Here is a 16,999-nt window from a genome sequence, read left to right as displayed (position 1 = left end):
TGCACGGGTCCTGTTACTGCGGTTGTAGCCCGATAACGGGCTGGGGGTTCCGGACACCAGCAGGGAGCATCCATGGACAACATCGTCGTCGCCGATAAGCAAACTGAAGTCGCCACTCAGAGCGCCTGGGGCAATATCAATCTCAAAGGGCCAGGCGTCGTGCAGATGCCCGTGGCTCCCGATCAGCTGGCCACCGTCACCCAGCGCGGGCAGGACTTGGTCCTCACCCTCAAGTCCGGGGAAAAAATCACCATCGGCAATTTCTTCGCAGTGGACCAGGCCGGTGTCGGCAGCGACATTGTCTTCGTTGGCGAGGACGGCACCCTGTGGCACGCCCAGTACAATGCGGCGGCATTCGAGGGCTTCACCTTCGAAGACGTAAACTCCCTGGATGAGCTGGTTGCAGGCCTGGGTACCGCTGGCAGCGCCATGCCCACCTGGGCGATTGCCGGGCTCAGCCTGCTCGGTGCCGGCGGTGCGGCGGCGGCGGCCGGCAGCGGGGGTGGCGGTGGCGGGGGTGGCGCCGACCCGGACACCACCCCACCGGCCACGCCCATCGACCTGTTGGTATCGCCCGATGGCCTGCGCCTGAGCGGCCGCGCCGAAGCCGGCTCGACGGTAACCGTACGCGGGGCCGACGGCGCGGTGCTGGGCACTGCCGTAGCCGGCGCCGACGGCCAGTTCAGCATCACCCTGCAACCTGCGCAAACCGATGGTCAGGCCCTGGAGGTCAGTGCCAGCGATGCTGCCGGAAATGTTTCACCACCGGCCAGCATCAATGCGCCAGACATCGACACGCCCGACACCACGGCCCCCGACCAGCCGAGCGACCTGGCCCTTGCCAACGGCGTTACCCTCAGCGGTCGCGGCGAGCCGGGTGCCACCGTACAGGTGCGCGATACTGCCGGTAACCTGATCGGCAGCGGCGTGGTCAACGCCGACGGCACTTTCAGCCTCACCCTTTCCCCCGCACAAGCCAACGGTGAAGCCCTGGACATACGCCAGGTAGATGCCGCCGGCAACAGCTCGACACCCTTGGCGTTCACAGCCCCGGATATCACCGCCCCGGCTGCGCCGAGCGCACTGGTGATCAGCGAGGACGGTACGGTACTCACCGGCCGTGCCGAACCCGGCAGCACCGTACGTATCCTCGCCGCCGACGGCAGCGAGCTGGGCACCGCAGTGGTCGGCGCCACGGGCGTATTCAGCATCACCCTCAGCCCGGCGCAAGTGGATGGCCAAACACTGCAAGCCACGGCCACCGACGCAGCTGGCAACACCTCTACCGCCAGTTCGGTGACCGCGCCGAGCGTCGACGGCGGCGACACCACCCCACCCGAAGCACCGAGCGACCTGGCCATCGGCCTGGCCGGCAGCCAGCTCAGCGGCCGTGGCGAAGCCGGCAGCACCGTGCAGGTGCGTGATGCCGCAGGCACGGTCATCGCAACCGGCACCGTCGGCGCGGATGGCACCTTCGCCATTACCCTGGACCCGGCCGTCAAGGATGGCAGCACCCTGCAAGTCACCCTCACCGACGCTGCCGGCAACGTGTCGCAGCCAGGCGCAGTGACGTCGCCCGACCTGCTGCCACCGGCACAGCCCACCGACCTGGCACTGGCGGACGGCGTGACCTTCACCGGCCGCGGCGAACCGGGTGCCACCGTACAGGTGCGCGACGCTGCCGGTAACCTGCTCGGCTCGGCGGAGGTCAACCAGGACGGAACGTTCAGCCTCAACCTGTCCCCTGCCCAGGCCAACGGTGAAGCGCTTGACGTACGCCTGGTCGACGCCGCCGGCAACAGCTCGACGCCCCTGCAATTCAACGCCCCGGACATTACTGCGCCGGATGCCGTAAGCGATATCCTGGTCGGTGCGGGCGGCACCAGCCTCAGTGGCCATGGCGAAGCAGGGGCTTCTGTGGAAGTGCGGGATGCCGACGGCAACCTGCTGGGTCGTGGCCTGGTCACGGCCAACGGCACCTTCCTGATCGACCTCGACCCGGCCGTGCAACCCGGCGACCAGCTGACCCTGCTGCAAGTGGACCCCAGCGGCAACGCTTCGGTGGCCGTCGAGTACGATGTCCCCCTCACCCCTGCCCCGGCCAGCCCCAGCGGGCTGGCCATCGATGCCGATGGCACTACCCTCACGGGCAGCGCCCCTGCCGGCAGCCGAGTGGAAGTACGCGATGCCAGCGGCACGCTGATTGGCAGCGCCACAGCCAACGCCGACGGCAGCTTCAGTATCGAACTCACCCCTGCCCAGGCCAACGGCGAACTGCTGGACGTACTGGCCCTCGATGCCGAGGGCGTGTCCTCCGTGCCCACCCAGATCACCGCGCCCGATATCACGGCACCCGCGGCACCTGCCGAGCTGGCAGTCAGTGCCGACGGCAGCGTGATCACCGGCCGCGCCGAACCCGGCAGCACCGTGCGCATCGTCGCAGCCGATGGTACCGAACTGGGCAGCGCCGTGGTCGGCCCGACCAAGGTGTTCAGCATCGAGCTGGCCCCACCACAGACTGACGGTGAAGTGCTGCAAGCCACCGCCACCGATGCCGCGGGCAACACCTCAGCCACCAGCGCGGTGACCGCGCCGGACCTCGATGGGGTCGATACCACGCCACCGACAGCGCCGACCGACCTGGCCATAGCGCTGGCCGGTAGCCAGCTGAGCGGCCGCGGCGAACCGGGCGCCAGCGTGCAAGTCCGTGACGCGGCCGGGAATATCCTGGCCACCGGCAGCGTAGGTGCCGACGGCAGTTTCACCATCACCCTGGACCCGCCGGTGAATGACGGCAGTGCCCTGCAAGTGACCCTGACCGATGCTGCCGGCAACCTGTCGCCTCCCGGCTCGGTCACCTCACCCGACCTGCAACCACCTGCGCCGCCAACCGAATTGGCCCTGCTTGGTGGGGTCACCTTCAATGGCCGCGGCGAGCCCGGCGCCACCGTGCAGGTGCGCGACGCGGCTGGCACCCTTATCGGCAGCGGCGTGGTGGGTGCGGACGGAGCGTTCAGCCTGTCCTTGTCACCTGCCCAGGCCAATGGCGAGGCCCTGGATGTGCGCCTGGTCGATGCTGCCGGCAACAGCTCGACACCGCTGGCAATCACCGCACCCGACACCACGCCACCGGCGGCTGTGAGCAACATCGTGGTCGGCGCCGATGGCCTGGCGCTGAGTGGGCGTGGTGAAGCCGGCGCCACCGTTGAAGTGCGAGATGCCGACGGCACCGTGATCGGCAGCGGCGTTGTCAGCACTAACGGTACCTTCCTGATCGACCTCGAACCGGCCGTGCAGCCCGGCGCGCAACTGAGCCTGGTGCAGACCGACCCGAGTGGCAATGCCTCCGAGGCGCTGCAGTTCGCAGTGCCGACCACGCCTGCGCCCGCCAGCCCCAGCGACCTGGTGGTTGCCGAAGATGGCAGCAGCATCAGCGGCACCGCGCCGGCTGGCACCCGTGTGGAGGTCCATGATGCCAATGGCACGCTGCTTGGCAGTGGGGTTGCAGGCGACGATGGCAGCTTCACCGTCACCCTCGACCCCGCCCAGGCCAATGGCGAACTGCTGGATGTGGTGGCCATCGATGGCAGCGGTGCTTCGTCCCTTCCAGCCCAGATCTCGGCACCGGACATCACCCCACCGGTCACCCCCAGCGAGTTGCTGATCAGCGCCGACGGCAGCGTGGTCACCGGCCGCGCAGAAGTCGGCAGCACCGTACGCGTGCTGGCGGCCGATGGCACCACGGTGCTTGGCACCGCGGTAGTCGGTGCCACCGGCAGCTTCAGCATCACCCTCGACCCCGCCCAGGTGAACGGCGAGTTGCTGCAAGTTACCGCTACCGATAATGCCGGCAATGCTTCTGCGGCCGGCACCGTCACCGCCCCAGACATTGACGGTGGCGACAACACACCACCGCTGGCACCCACAGACCTGGTGATCGGCCTGGCCGGCGGCCAGCTGAGCGGTCGCGGCGAACCCGGCACCCGCGTGGAGGTGCGTGACGCCCAAGGTAATGTGCTGACCAACGGCACGGTCAACCCGGATGGCAGCTTCGTCCTCACCCTGAGCCCAGCCGTCAACGACGGCAGCGCCCTGCAAGTGACCCTGACCGACGCTGCCGGCAACGTTTCGCAACCTGGCACGGTTACCGCACCGGACCTGCAGGCCCCGGCCCAGCCGACCGACCTGGCCCTGGCCGATGGCATCACCTTCACTGGCCGTGGCGAACCTGGCGCCACCGTGCAGGTGCGCAATGCGGATGGCACCCTTATCGGCAGCGGCGTGGTCGGTGCGGACGGGGCGTTCAGCCTGTCCTTGTCACCTGCCCAAGCCAATGGCGAAGCCCTGGATGTGCGCCTGGTCGATGCTGCCGGCAACAGCTCGACACCGCTGGCATTCACCGCATCCGACACCACGCCACCGGCGGCTGTGAGCGACATCGTGGTCGGCGCCGATGGCCTGGCGCTGAGTGGGCGTGGCGAAGCCGGCGCCACCGTTGAAGTGCGCAACGCCGACGGCACCGTGATCGGCAGCGGCGTGGTCGCTGCCAATGGCGTTTTCCTGATCGACCTGAATCCCGGCGCGCAGCCCGGCGCTCAGTTGAGCCTGGTGCAAACCGACCCGAGCGGTAATGCCTCCGAAGCGCTGCAGTTCGAGGTGCCGGTCACCCCTGCCCCTGCCAGCCCGAGCGACTTGATAGTCGCCGAAGATGGCAGCAGCATCAGCGGCGCCGCGCCGGCCGGCAGCCGCGTGGAGGTCTACGGTGCCGACGGAACGCTGGTTGGCAGTGTGCAGGTTGGCCAGGACGGCACCTTCACGGTCATTCTCAACCCGGCCCAGGCCAATGGCGAACTGCTGGAGGTGGTGGCCATCGATGGCAGCGGTGCTTCGTCCCTGCCAGCCCAGGTCTCCGCACCGGACATCACCCCACCGGTCACCCCCAGCGAGTTGGTGATCAGCGCCGACGGCAGCGTGGTCACCGGCCGCGCAGAAGTCGGCAGCACCGTACGCGTGCTGGCGGCCGACGGTACCACGCTGCTCGGCACCGTGGTGGTCGGTGCCACCGGCAGCTTCAGCATCACCCTCGACCCCGCCCAGGTGAACGGCGAGGTGCTGCAAGTTACTGCTACCGATGCCGCCGGCAATGCTTCAACTGCCGGCAGCCTCACCGCACCAGACATTGACGGTGGCGACAACACGCCACCGGAAGCCGCCACCAACCTGCTTGTCGGCCTGGCCGGTGCCCAGCTCAGCGGCCGCGGTGAAGCCGGTACCAGCGTGCAAGTGCGCGATGCCCAAGGCAACGTGCTGGCAAACGGCACGGTCAACCCGGATGGCAGCTTCACCCTGATGCTGGAACCTGCAGTCAAGGACGGCAGCACCTTGCAAGTGGTGCTGACCGACGCCGCCGGCAATGCCTCCGCCCCTGCGTCGGTGGTAACGCCGGACCTGCAGGCGCCTGCGCAGCCCACCGGGCTGGCGCTGGTCGACGGCGTCACCCTCAGCGGTAGCGGCGAGCCAGGCGCCAGCGTGCAGGTGCGCGATGCCGCGGGCACCCTGCTGGGCAGCGCTCAGGTCAACGACGACGGCACGTTCAGCGTGACCCTGACACCAGCACAGGCCAACGGCGAAGTGCTGGACATTCGCCTGGTGGATGCTGCCGGCAACATTTCCTCGCCACTGCAGTATCAGGCGCCAGACACCACTGCGCCGGCGCAGGTCAGCGATATCGTGGTCGGCGCCGATGGCCTGGCCTTGAGCGGGCGTGGCGAAGCCGGCGCTACCGTGCAGGTGCGCGACGCCAACGGCACCCTGATCGGCAGCGGCGTGGTGACCGCGAACGGCACCTTCCTGCTCGACCTCGACCCGGCCGCGTTGCCGGGTGAACGCTTGAGCCTGGTCCAGACCGACCCGAGCGGCAACGCCTCGCTGGCGCTGGACTATGACGTGCCGCTGGTAACCATACCGCTCAGCCCCAGCGGCCTGGTGGTCGCCGAAGACGGTACCAGCGTCAGTGGCTCGGCCCCCGTGGGCAGCCGCGTGGAAGTGCTTGATGCCGAGGGTGCGCTGATCGGTAGCGTGGTGGTAGGCGCCGAAGGCACCTTCACCGTCGTCCTCGACCCGGCCCAAGCCAATGGCCAACTGCTGGATGTGGTAGCCATCGACAACAACGGCACCTCGTCGCTGCCGGTACAGGTCAGCGCACCAGACATCACGCCACCGGTGGCGCCAAGCGAACTGGCCATTGCCGCCGACGGCACCGCCGTCAGCGGCCGTGCCGAACCTGGCAGCACCGTGCGCGTGCTGGCGGCCGATGGCAGCACCGTACTTGGCACCGTGGTAGTAGGCGCCAGTGGTGCGTTTGAAATCACCCTTAGCCCTGCCCAGGTGGCGGGCGAACAGTTGCAAGTGGTTGCTACCGACGCAGCCGGCAATACCTCGCAGGCCGGCACCCTTACCGCACCGGTCATCGACAACGGCGGCGACACCACGCCACCAGAGCCTGCCACCAACCTGGCAATCAGCAATGACGGCCGCACCGTGTCGGGCCGCGGCGAAGCCGGCACCACCGTAGAGGTACGCAACGACCAGGGCCAGCTGCTGGTCAGCGGCACCGTGCAGCAGGACGGCAGTTTCAACGTTACCCTGCCCACCCCGGTGGTGGATGGCTCGTCACTGCAAGTGACCTTGACCGATGCTGCTGGCAACGTGTCCAGCCCAAGCCCGCTGACCGCACCGGATCAGGTGGCGCCATTGCAACCCACCGACCTGGCGCTGGTCGATGGCACCAGCCTGACCGGCAATGCCGAGGCCGGTGCCCGGGTAGAGGTACGCGACGCTGCTGGCAACGTGATCGGCAGTACCCTCGCCGAAGCGGATGGCAGTTTCAGCCTCACCCTCGAACCGGCGCAGGCCAATGGCGAAACGGTCAGCGTGCGGGTGACCGACGCCGCAGGCAACACCTCTCTGCCGTTGAGCTACGTAACCCCGGACATCACCCCGCCCGGCATTATCAGCAATGTGGTGCTGGGTGCTGGCAGCCTGGTCGTTTCCGGCCGCGGTGAAGCGGGTGCCACGGTAGAAATCCGGGATGGCAATGGCAACGTGATCGGCACCGGGGTGGTCGCAGCGAATGGCACCTTCCTGATCGACCTCGACAGCCCACTGGCCGCAGGCGACGCCATTGCCTTGCAACAGACCGATGCCGCCGGCAACCCTTCGGTTGCCCTGACGGTCACCGTACCGGCCATTACCGTGCCGGACAGCCCGACGGGGCTGGTGGTAGCTGCCGATGGCAGCGCCATCAGTGGTAGGGCCCCGGCTGGCAGCCTGGTGGAAGTGCGGGATGCCCAAGGCGGTGTGCTGGGTAGCGTGCAAGTCGGCAACGACGGCAGCTTCAACATCCCCCTCAGCCCTGCCCAGGCGAACGGCGAGCTGCTGGATGTGGTAGCCATCGACGCGGATGGCAACAGCTCACTGCCGACCCAGATCGGCGCACCGGACATCACCCCGCCCAACGAGGCCAGCGAGTTGCAACTGAGCAACGATGGCAGCGTATTGACCGGCCGTGGCGAACCCGGCACCAGCGTGCAGGTGGTGGACGCCCAGGGCAACGTACTGGGCAATGCCCAGGTGGGCGCCGATGGCGTGATCAGCGTGGTCCTGAACCCGGCGCAAACCGATGGCCAGGAGCTGGACGTGGTGCTGCGTGACGCCGCTGGCAACAGCTCGACCGCCACCGTTATCGCACCTGACCTGGATGGCCCGCTGCAACCGTCGGGTCTGGCCATCGACAGCGCCGGCATCCACCTCACCGGCCAGGGCCAGAGCGGCTCGCTGGTCACCGTGCGCGATGCCGACGGCAATGTGCTGGGGACCGCCACCGTGGGCGGGGACGGGCGCTTCGACGTCACCCTCAACGCACCGCAGCGCAATGGCGAAAGCCTGACCGTGGAAGCCACCGACAGCCAAGGCAACAGCGCCGGGCCAGTGGACTTCACCGCACCAGACAGTACCCCGCCGCAAGCAGTGACCAACCCGGCCATCGATGGCGACGGCGTCACGGTCACCGGCAACGGTGAACCGGGTGCGACCGTGACCGTACGCGGGCCGGACGGCAGCGTACTGGGCAGCATCGTGGTAGGCGCCGGTGGTGCGTTCGAAATCACCCTCGATACCCCGCAAACCAACGGTCAGGCCCTGACCGTCGAGCAGCGCGACGCCAGTGGCAACCTGTCGACCGCGGTTGACTTGTCGGCACCGGATACCCAGGCCCCCGACACCCCCACCGGCCTGGTTCTGGCGGGTGACGGAGGCAGCCTGAGCGGTAGCGGCGAGCCGGGGGCGCAGGTAACCGTGACCGGCGCCGGCGGCGCCGTGCTGGGCACTGCCACCGTACAAGCGGACGGCAGCTTCCAGGTGACCATCGACCCACCGCAGCTCAATGGCCAGACCTTGGCCGTCACCCAGGCGGACGCGACCGGCAATACCTCCACTGCCGGCAGCGTCACTGCGCCGGACCTGGAAGCCCCGGTAGCCGCTGAAGGCCTGGGCATCAATGGCACGGGCACGGCACTCAGCGGCCAGGCCGAACCAGGCAGTACCGTGGAGGTGCGCAACGGCGCCGGCGACCTGCTGGGCACCGCGCAGGTGGACGAGGACGGCAGCTTCAGCGTGCCCCTTGCCCCCGCCCAGACCAACGGCGAAACCGTGTCCGTGGTGGTGATCGACGCCGGCGGCAACACGTCGCCATCCGTGGCGTTCACCGCCGACGACAGCACCGCACCGCAAGCACCGGGTGGCCTGACCATAAGCGCGGGCGGCAATACCCTTCAGGGCACGGGCGAAGCGGGCAGCACCGTGGAGGTACGCAACGCCGCCGGCGACCTGCTGGGTAGTGTGGTGGTGCCGGTTGGCGGCAGCTTCACTGTCGCGGTCAGCCCGGCCCAGCTCGATGGCCAGGCGCTGCAGGTGACCTTGACCGATGTGGCGGGCAATGTCTCCGACAGCACCCCGATCACTGCACCCGACCTCACCCCGCCGGCCCTGCCCACCGGGGTGGTGGTCAGCGAAGACGGCAGCACGGTCAGCGGCAATGCACCGGGCGCTGATACCGTGACGGTGCGTGACGGCGCAGGCGTGGAAACCACGGTTGAAGTGAACCCCGACGGCAGCTTCAACGTGCCACTGCCAACCCCGCAGAACAACGGCGAAAGCGTGACCGTGATCGTCACCGACCCGGCGGGCAACAGCTCGGCACCGGTTACCGTTACCGCACCCGACACCACCGACCCGGAACCTGCCAGCGGCGTGACTGTGAGCCCCGACGGCAGCAGCGTCGGCGGCACTGCAGAGCCGGGCAGCACCGTGGTCATCCGCAACCCGGACAACAGTGACCGTGGCACCACCACCGCAGGGCCGGATGGTACCTTCGTGGTGCCGGTCAACCCGCCGCTGGCCGCTGGCGAAGAGGTCAGCGTGGTGGTCATCGACCCGGCCGGCAATGAATCCGACGGTGTGACTCTGACTGGCCCGACCGGCAGCGAAGTGGCCACCCCGGCGGACCTTGCCATCAGCGCCGACGGCTTCGTGCTGACGGGTACCGGTACCGTGGGTGCGTTGATCACCGTGACATCCGCCGGTACCACGCTGGGCACCGCGACGGTGGGCAGCGATGGTGTCTTCCGGGTGTTCTTCAGCAACGCCCAGCTCAATGCACAGACCTTGCAGGTCAGCGCGCGGTTAGGCACCGACGGCCAGCCATCGGTACCGGCCACCGTGGTCGCCAACGATACCACTGCACCCGAAGCCCCGAGCGCCACCATCGACCGCACCGGCAGCACGCTGACCGGCCAAGGCGAAGTGGGCGCCAACGTGCGGGTCACCGACGCCCAGGGCAATGTGCTGGGTAGCGGCGTGGTCGGCAGCAATGGCCTGTACAGCATCACTCTGTCGCCGGCGGCCGCCAACGGCCAGAACCTGATCGTCACCCAGGCCGATGCTGCGGGTAACGTGTCGCTGGCCGCCAGCCTGCAGGCACCTGACCTGCAGGCCCCTGCCGCCGCCAGCAACCTCAGCCTGAACGCCGCCGCCACCGTGGTCAGCGGCCAGGGCGAAGCCGGTGCCAGTGTCACTGTGCGCGATGCCAGTGGCGCCATTCTGGCTACCGGCACCGTCAACCAAAGCGGCCAGTTCCAGATCACCCTGCCCAGCGCGCAAGTCAGCGGCAGCCCGCTGCAGGTCACCCTCAGTGATGCCGCAGGCAACGTATCAGGCCCCGCCAGCCTGGCTACCCCGGATCGCACGCCACCTGCCGCCATTGTCGACCCGCTGCTCAGTGCCGACGGCAGGCAGCTTTCCGGTAGCGGTGAAGTGGGCGCTACGGTACAGGTCAGCAATGCCGCCGGTACTGTGCTGGGTAGCGCTACGGTGGGCGCCGATGGCCGCTTCACCGTGACGTTCGACACGCCGCAAAACAGTGGTCAGGCCATTGGCGTGGCGCAAATAGACGCCGCCGGCAATACCTCGCCAGCGGTGACCGTGGCCACGCCAGACCTGACCCCGCCAGCACCGCTGACCAATGTGGTGCTGAACAACAACGGCCTGACCCTCAGTGGCCTGGGCGAAGCCGGCGCCAGCGTGACCGTGCGCGGGCCTGACGGCACCATCATCGGCACCGGCCTGGTCGCGGCCAACGGCAGCTTCAGCCTGACCTTGACCACTGCCCAGCTCAACGCCCAGCAACTGAGCGTGACCCAGACCGATGCCGGCAACAACACCTCCAGCGCCGTGGCGGTGACCGCACCGGACTTCACCCCGCCAGCAGCACCCACGGCATTGGCCCTGTCGGCGACCGGGCTGCAACTGACCGGTAACGCCGAAGCCGGCAGTACCGTGACCGTCCGCGATGCCGGCGGCAGCGTGCTGGGCAGCGTGGTGGCCAGCAGCAATGGCACTTTCCAGGTCACGTTGAACAGTGCCCAGACCAACGGCCAGACCCTGCAGGTAACCGCCACCGATGCGGCGGGCAATGTATCGCCAGCGGCGCCGTACACGGCCGCCGATACCACGCCGCCCGCGGCGGTCAGCAACCTGGCGGTGTCTGCCGACGGCGCGACCCTTACCGGCCAGGGCGAAGCAGGTGCGACGGTCACCGTACGCGCCCCGGACGCGACCGTACTGGGTACCGCAACCGTGGCGGCCGATGGCAGCTTCAGCGTGGCCTTGTCACCTGCGGCGCTCACCGGTGAACGCCTGGGCGTGCTGCAAACCGATGCCGCGCAGAACGCCTCGCCTGAGCAAAACGTGACTGCGCCGGGCATTCTGGCCCCCGCCACGCCAGACAACCTGTTGCTGGCTGCAGACGGTCTATCGGTCACCGGCACCGCCACAGCGGGCAGCACGGTCACTGTCTACGGCCCCAACGGCGCGGTGCTGGGCAGCAGCCCGGTCGCCAACGACGGCACCTTCACCGTCAACCTGGGCAGTGCCCAGGCCAATGGCGAGGTGCTGCATGTGAGCGCAATGGCCAGCGATGGCAGCCTGTCGCTGCCGGCCACCTTGCAGGCGCCAGACACCACGGCGCCACAACCGCTCAGCAACCTGGTGCTGTCCAGCGACGGCCTGGTCCTGACCGGGCGCGGCGAACCAGGCGCCACCGTTACCGTGGTCGGTGAAGGCGGTATCGACCTGGGCACGGCAGTGGTCGATGCCAGTGGCAACTTCAGCGCCACCCTGGGCAGCGTCCAGCTCAACGGCGAACAGCTCAGCGCCAGCCAGGCCGATGCCGCCGGCAACGAGTCCAACAGCGTGAGCATCACCGCCCCTGACCGCTTGGCACCGGATGCCGCCGCAGACCTGGCATTCGCCGGGGGCGGCAGCCTGCTTAACGGTAGCGGCGAGGCCGGCGCCAGCGTGTGGGTAATGGCTGCCGATGGCAGCGTGCTGGGCACGGCCGTAGTGCGCGCCGACGGCAGCTTCCAGGTCGTGCTCGCCTCGCCGCAAGCCAACGGTCAGCCGCTACAGGTGCTTCTGACCGATGCGGCCGGCAACCAGTCGGCCGCCAGCACCATCACCGCGCCAGACACTACACCACCTGCGGCGCCGAGCGACCTGGCGGTTTCCGGCGATGGTGTCACCCTGACCGGCCGCGGCGAAGTCGGCGCCGAGGTGACCGTGACCGACCCGAGCGGCGCCCCGATCGGCAGCGCCATCGTCGATGCCAGCGGGCACTTCACCATTACCCTGAACCCGGCACTGGGCAACGCCGAGCTGCTCAGCTTCACCCAGGCCGACGCCGCCGGTAACGTGTCGGCAGCAGCGACCCTGCAGACCCCAGACTTCACCCCACCTGCACCGCTCACCCAGGTGGTGATCAACGCCGACGGCAGTGTGGTCACTGGCCTGGGTGAGGCCGGCGCCACCGTGATCGTGAGCAACGCCGCCGGTACCGTTCTGGGAACCGGTACGGTGCTGGCCGACGGCAGCTTCAGCGTCGAGTTGTCGCCTGCACAGATCGACAACCAGGTGCTGTCGGTACTGCAGGCCGATCCGCCCGGCAACGTCAGCGCGCCCGTCAGCGTGCAGGCGCCGGACTTCACGCCCCCCGCTGCTGCAACCGAGTTGCGGCTCAATACGGCAGGCGATGTGCTGACCGGGGTTGGCGAAGCGGGTACCACGGTGCGCGTCTATGTGGGTACAACGCAAGTCGGCACCACCACGGTCACTGCCGACGGCACCTTCAGCGTCGGCCTGGACACCGCCCAGCTCAATGGCCAGCAGGTGCAGGTAACCCTCACCGACGCCAGTGACAACGTGTCGCCGATCAGTACCGTCACGGCAGTCGACGTAACGCCGCCGGCCATCGTCATTGCCAGCATCAACGACAGCGGTACCCAGTTGATCGGCACCGCCGAGGCCGGTACCCGGGTCACGGTGATAAACAACAACGGTGACCTGCTGGGCCAGGTGACGGTCGACCTGGATGGCACCTTCGTCCTCGGTTTGAGCCAGCCTCAGATCAACGGCGAAACGCTGACCATCATTGCCCAGGACGCCACCGGTAACCCGTCGCCCCCCCTGGAGCTGAGCGCCCCCGACCTGACCGCACCGGTGCAGCCAAGCGACTTGCTGCTGAACCCGGCCGGTACGTCGATGACCGGCACTGCCGAGGCCGGCACGCTGATCACCGTGCGTGGCCCGGACAACACCCTTGTGGGCCAAGTGGAAGTCGGTGCCGACGGGCGCTTCACCGTGCCCATCAGCCCGGCGCAGAACAACGGCCAGTTGCTCAGCGTGGTGTCTACCGACGACGCCGGCAACGTCTCGGTTACTGCGCCCTACCAGGCCAACGACACCTCGCCACCTGACTTGGTGACCAACCTGGCAATCAACAACAGCTTCAACGTACTCACCGGCAAGGGCGAGGCCAATGCCACGGTCACCGTCAGCCTGGGCGGCAGCGTGATAGGCACTGGCACGGTAGACGGCGCTGGCAACTTCCAGATCAACCTGACGCCGGCGGCAGGCTCGCTGGCAACGCTGGCCATCACCCAGTCCGACGGCACCAATACGTCGGCGGTGGCGACCTATGTCACGCCGCTGGTGGCTCCGCCAACACCGCCGACCAACGTGACGCTGGGCAGCGACGGCCTGACCTTGTCGGGTAACGCGCCCAGCGGCGTCGGCATCCGTGTCTACGATGACGCAGGCAACCTGATCGGTACCGGTGGCGCGACATTGAACGGTACCTTTACGCTGACGCTCAACTCGGCACAGCTCAACGGCGAGTACCTGCAGGTCACCGCCGTGGCCCTGGTGGGCGGCGAGTCGCAACCCACCTTCTTGCAGGCAGCTGATAGCACAGCACCGGCCGACCCGCTGGTGACCAGCCTGTCGACCAACGGCCTGGTGCTGAGCGGTACCGGCGAGGCCGGTGCCACGGTGACCGTGCGCGATGCCGGTGGCAATCTGCTGGGCAGCGCCGTGGTCAATGGCGGTGGTGTGTACACCGTCAACCTCAACGCCGCGCAGCTCAATGGCCAGGTATTGGCGGTGAGCCAGGCCGACGCTGCGGGCAATACGTCCGGCAGCACCCGCTACACCGCTGCCGACCTGCAACCGCCTGCGCTACCGACCAATGTCACCATCAACGGCGCGGGGACTGTGGTGACCGGTAATGGTGAAGCCGGCGCCACCGTCACCGTGCAAGGCGCCAACGGTCCGGTGGGCAGTGCAGTGGTGCAAGCCGACGGCACCTTCAGCGTCACCCTGACCACGCCACAGAACGACGGGCAATTGCTGGTGGTGCGCCAGGCGGACGCTGCGGGCAACCTGTCCAGCAGCGTCAACCTCAACGCCCCGGACACCACCCCGCCGGCGGCGCCGCTGGCCACCATCAATACCAACGGCACAATGGTCAGTGGCTCTGGCCAGGTTGGCAGCACGGTTACCGTGCGCAACAGTGCCGGGACCGTGCTGGGTACGGCAACCGTGGGCAGCACCGGCCTGTTCGTGGTCAGCCTGAATGCCGCGCAGATCGACAACCAGGCACTGAGCGTCACCCTCACCGACAGTGCCGGCAACGTGTCTACCGGTACCACCCTGACCGCCCCGGACCTGACCCCGCCTGCTGCGGCCGCCAACCTGGCGATCAGTGCCGACGGCAGCACCCTGACCGGTACCGGTGAAGTGGGTGCCACGGTGACCGTGCGCAGCGCCAGCGGCACCGTGCTGCAAACCGCCACCGTGCAAGCCGATGGCAGCTTTACCGTGACCCTCAGCCCCCCTCAGGACAACGGGCAGGTGCTTGCGGTGACACTGAGCGACCCACGCGGCAACGTGTCGGGCAACGCCAACATCACTGCACCGGATGTGGATGCCAACGCCCCGGTCATCGCCAGCGATAACCTCGCCACGGCGACGGTCGACCTGGCCGCGGTCACCGCCAGCAGGACCTACACCGACAGCTTCACCACCCTGCTGGCAGGGTTCACCAAGACCTACACCTGGACGGTAGCCGCCGGCACCACGGCCGACCCCACGCTGACCCTGACCACCAGCAGTGCACTGGCCCTGCTGGACAACACCACCTTCACCCTGCAGGTGAAGAATGCCAGCGGAACCTGGGTCACGCTGGCCACCGGTAACAGCCAGGGCTTGCTGGACCTGATCCTGTTGCCGTTGGGCCAAGGCCTGCGAGTCGACATCGGGGAGCTGCAGGCGGGCGATTACCGCCTGACGGTGGGCAGCGGCGGCATTGGCCTGATCACCAATGTCAGCACCTCGCTGGATATCACCTCCACCAGCCTGACCGAGTTCACCGGTACTGGCACAGCCACCTCTGGCAACGTCATCACCGACGTGGGCACCGATGGCGTGGTGGATGCGCGGGGCCCGGACAGCGCCGCGGTGCTGCAGGTGCTCAAAGGGGGCAGCTACGTCTCGGCCGGCAGTGCCACCACGGTGCAAGGCCTGTACGGCACGCTGGTGATCCGCGGCGACGGCAGCTACACCTACACGCCAAATGGCAGCCCCGCCAGCGTCGGCAAAGTGGATGTGTTCAGCTACCAGCTGGTGCACCCCAACGGCCTGTCCGACAGCGCCAACCTGTATGTGCGCATCGATAGCCCACAAGCCACGGAAGTCTGGAGCGACAGTAACTACGCGGCGCCAGCCACGGTACTTGACGCAGTCAATGACGTAGGCTTCAGCAACCTGACCCTGGCCAACCTGGTAGACACCAGCAGCAGTACGCTGGGCTCGTTGACCCTGCCGCTGATCGGCAGCCGCCAGGCCACCTACACTACCACGGTGGCTGCCGATACCACGGCTAACCTGCAAGTGGTACTCAATTCCACCAACCTGCTAAGCCTGCTCAACGGCACCACCCTTGAACTGCTCAAGCTCAACCCGGCCACGGGCCAGTACGTGCTGGTGCAATCGGTAGGCGGTGGCTCGTTGATCAGCCTGTTGGGCGGTGGCGCAGGGTATACCTTCCAGAACCAGGGCGCCGGCACCTACCACGTGCGGGTGACCGCTGGCGGCATTGGCCTGGCCAGCTCGATCACCACCAGTGTCAATGCCACCACCACTTACCTGAACGAGTTCGTGGTCAGTGGCGCCACGGCGGCAACCGGCAACCTGCTGGCGGACGATACCCTAGGTTCGGCACTGACCGTGCTGAGCGTACTGACCGCAGCCAACACCTACACCATACCCGGCTACAACGGAGTGAGCGTGGCGGGCACCTACGGCACGTTGCTGGTGCAGGCCGATGGCAGCTACACCTACACCCTCAACTCGGGGGTCAGCGCCGCGGCGGTCGGCCAGCACGATACCTTCACCTACGAGCTGACGCACCCTAACGGCAGTACCGACACGGCAACGTTGACTATCAACCTGGACAACGCCGCTGGCCTGGTCAGCACCACGTCGCTGCTGGCCGACAGCGGTGAAGAGGCAGTCGCCCTGGCCAGTGTCGCCGCTGTCAGCGATGTGGTTGCCGGCAGCGACGGCAACGACCACCTGGTGGGCAGCCAGGGCGGGCACATCACGCTTGAAGGTGGTGCCGGTGACGACACCGTGGTGATCGTCGACCAGAACTTCGCCAGCGTCGACGGTGGTACGGGTACCGACACCCTGCAATGGGGTGGCGGCGATGTCAGCATCGACCTGGGCAACCTGGTCGGCCGCGTGCACGGCATCGAGGCCATCGACCTCAACGACACCAGCGCGGTGGCCCTGACACTCAACCTGGCCGACGTGGTGGCCATCACCGAAACCGGCACCGACACGTTGATCATCAAGGGCGACAACCATGACTCGGTGCACATGACTGACAACTGGAACCTGGTCGGCAACCAGACCGCCGACGGGATCGACTATAACCAATACACGGCCCAGGAGGACCCGAGCCACCACCTGTGGGTACAGAACGGCATCCACGTCGTCTGAGGCCGCGGCAAACCCGCCGGGCAAAAGCCCGGCGGCATGGACGACC

1 protein-coding gene is annotated in these 16,999 nt (G+C 67.8%); it reads left to right on the top strand.

The window, feature by feature from the left end:
• Positions 1 to 72: 72 nt before the first annotated feature.
• Complete coding sequence (locus GEV39_RS03880) at positions 73 to 16,953, top strand: BapA/Bap/LapF family large adhesin (RefSeq protein ID WP_173887630.1); 16,881 nt, start codon at positions 73 to 75, stop codon at positions 16,951 to 16,953.
• The last annotated feature ends 46 nt before the right edge of the window (positions 16,954 to 16,999 follow it).

Source organism: Pseudomonas sp. NY5710 (assembly GCF_013305665.1).
GTDB classification, from domain to species: Bacteria; Pseudomonadota; Gammaproteobacteria; order Pseudomonadales; family Pseudomonadaceae; genus Aquipseudomonas; species Aquipseudomonas juntendi.
This window is presented reverse-complemented; position numbering and strand designations above follow the sequence as displayed.

Excerpts from the sequence above, each read along its gene's own strand:
- GEV39_RS03880 (WP_173887630.1), top strand. The coding sequence starts at position 73 with ATGGACAACATCGTCGTCGCCGATAAGCAAACTGAAGTCGCCACTCAG.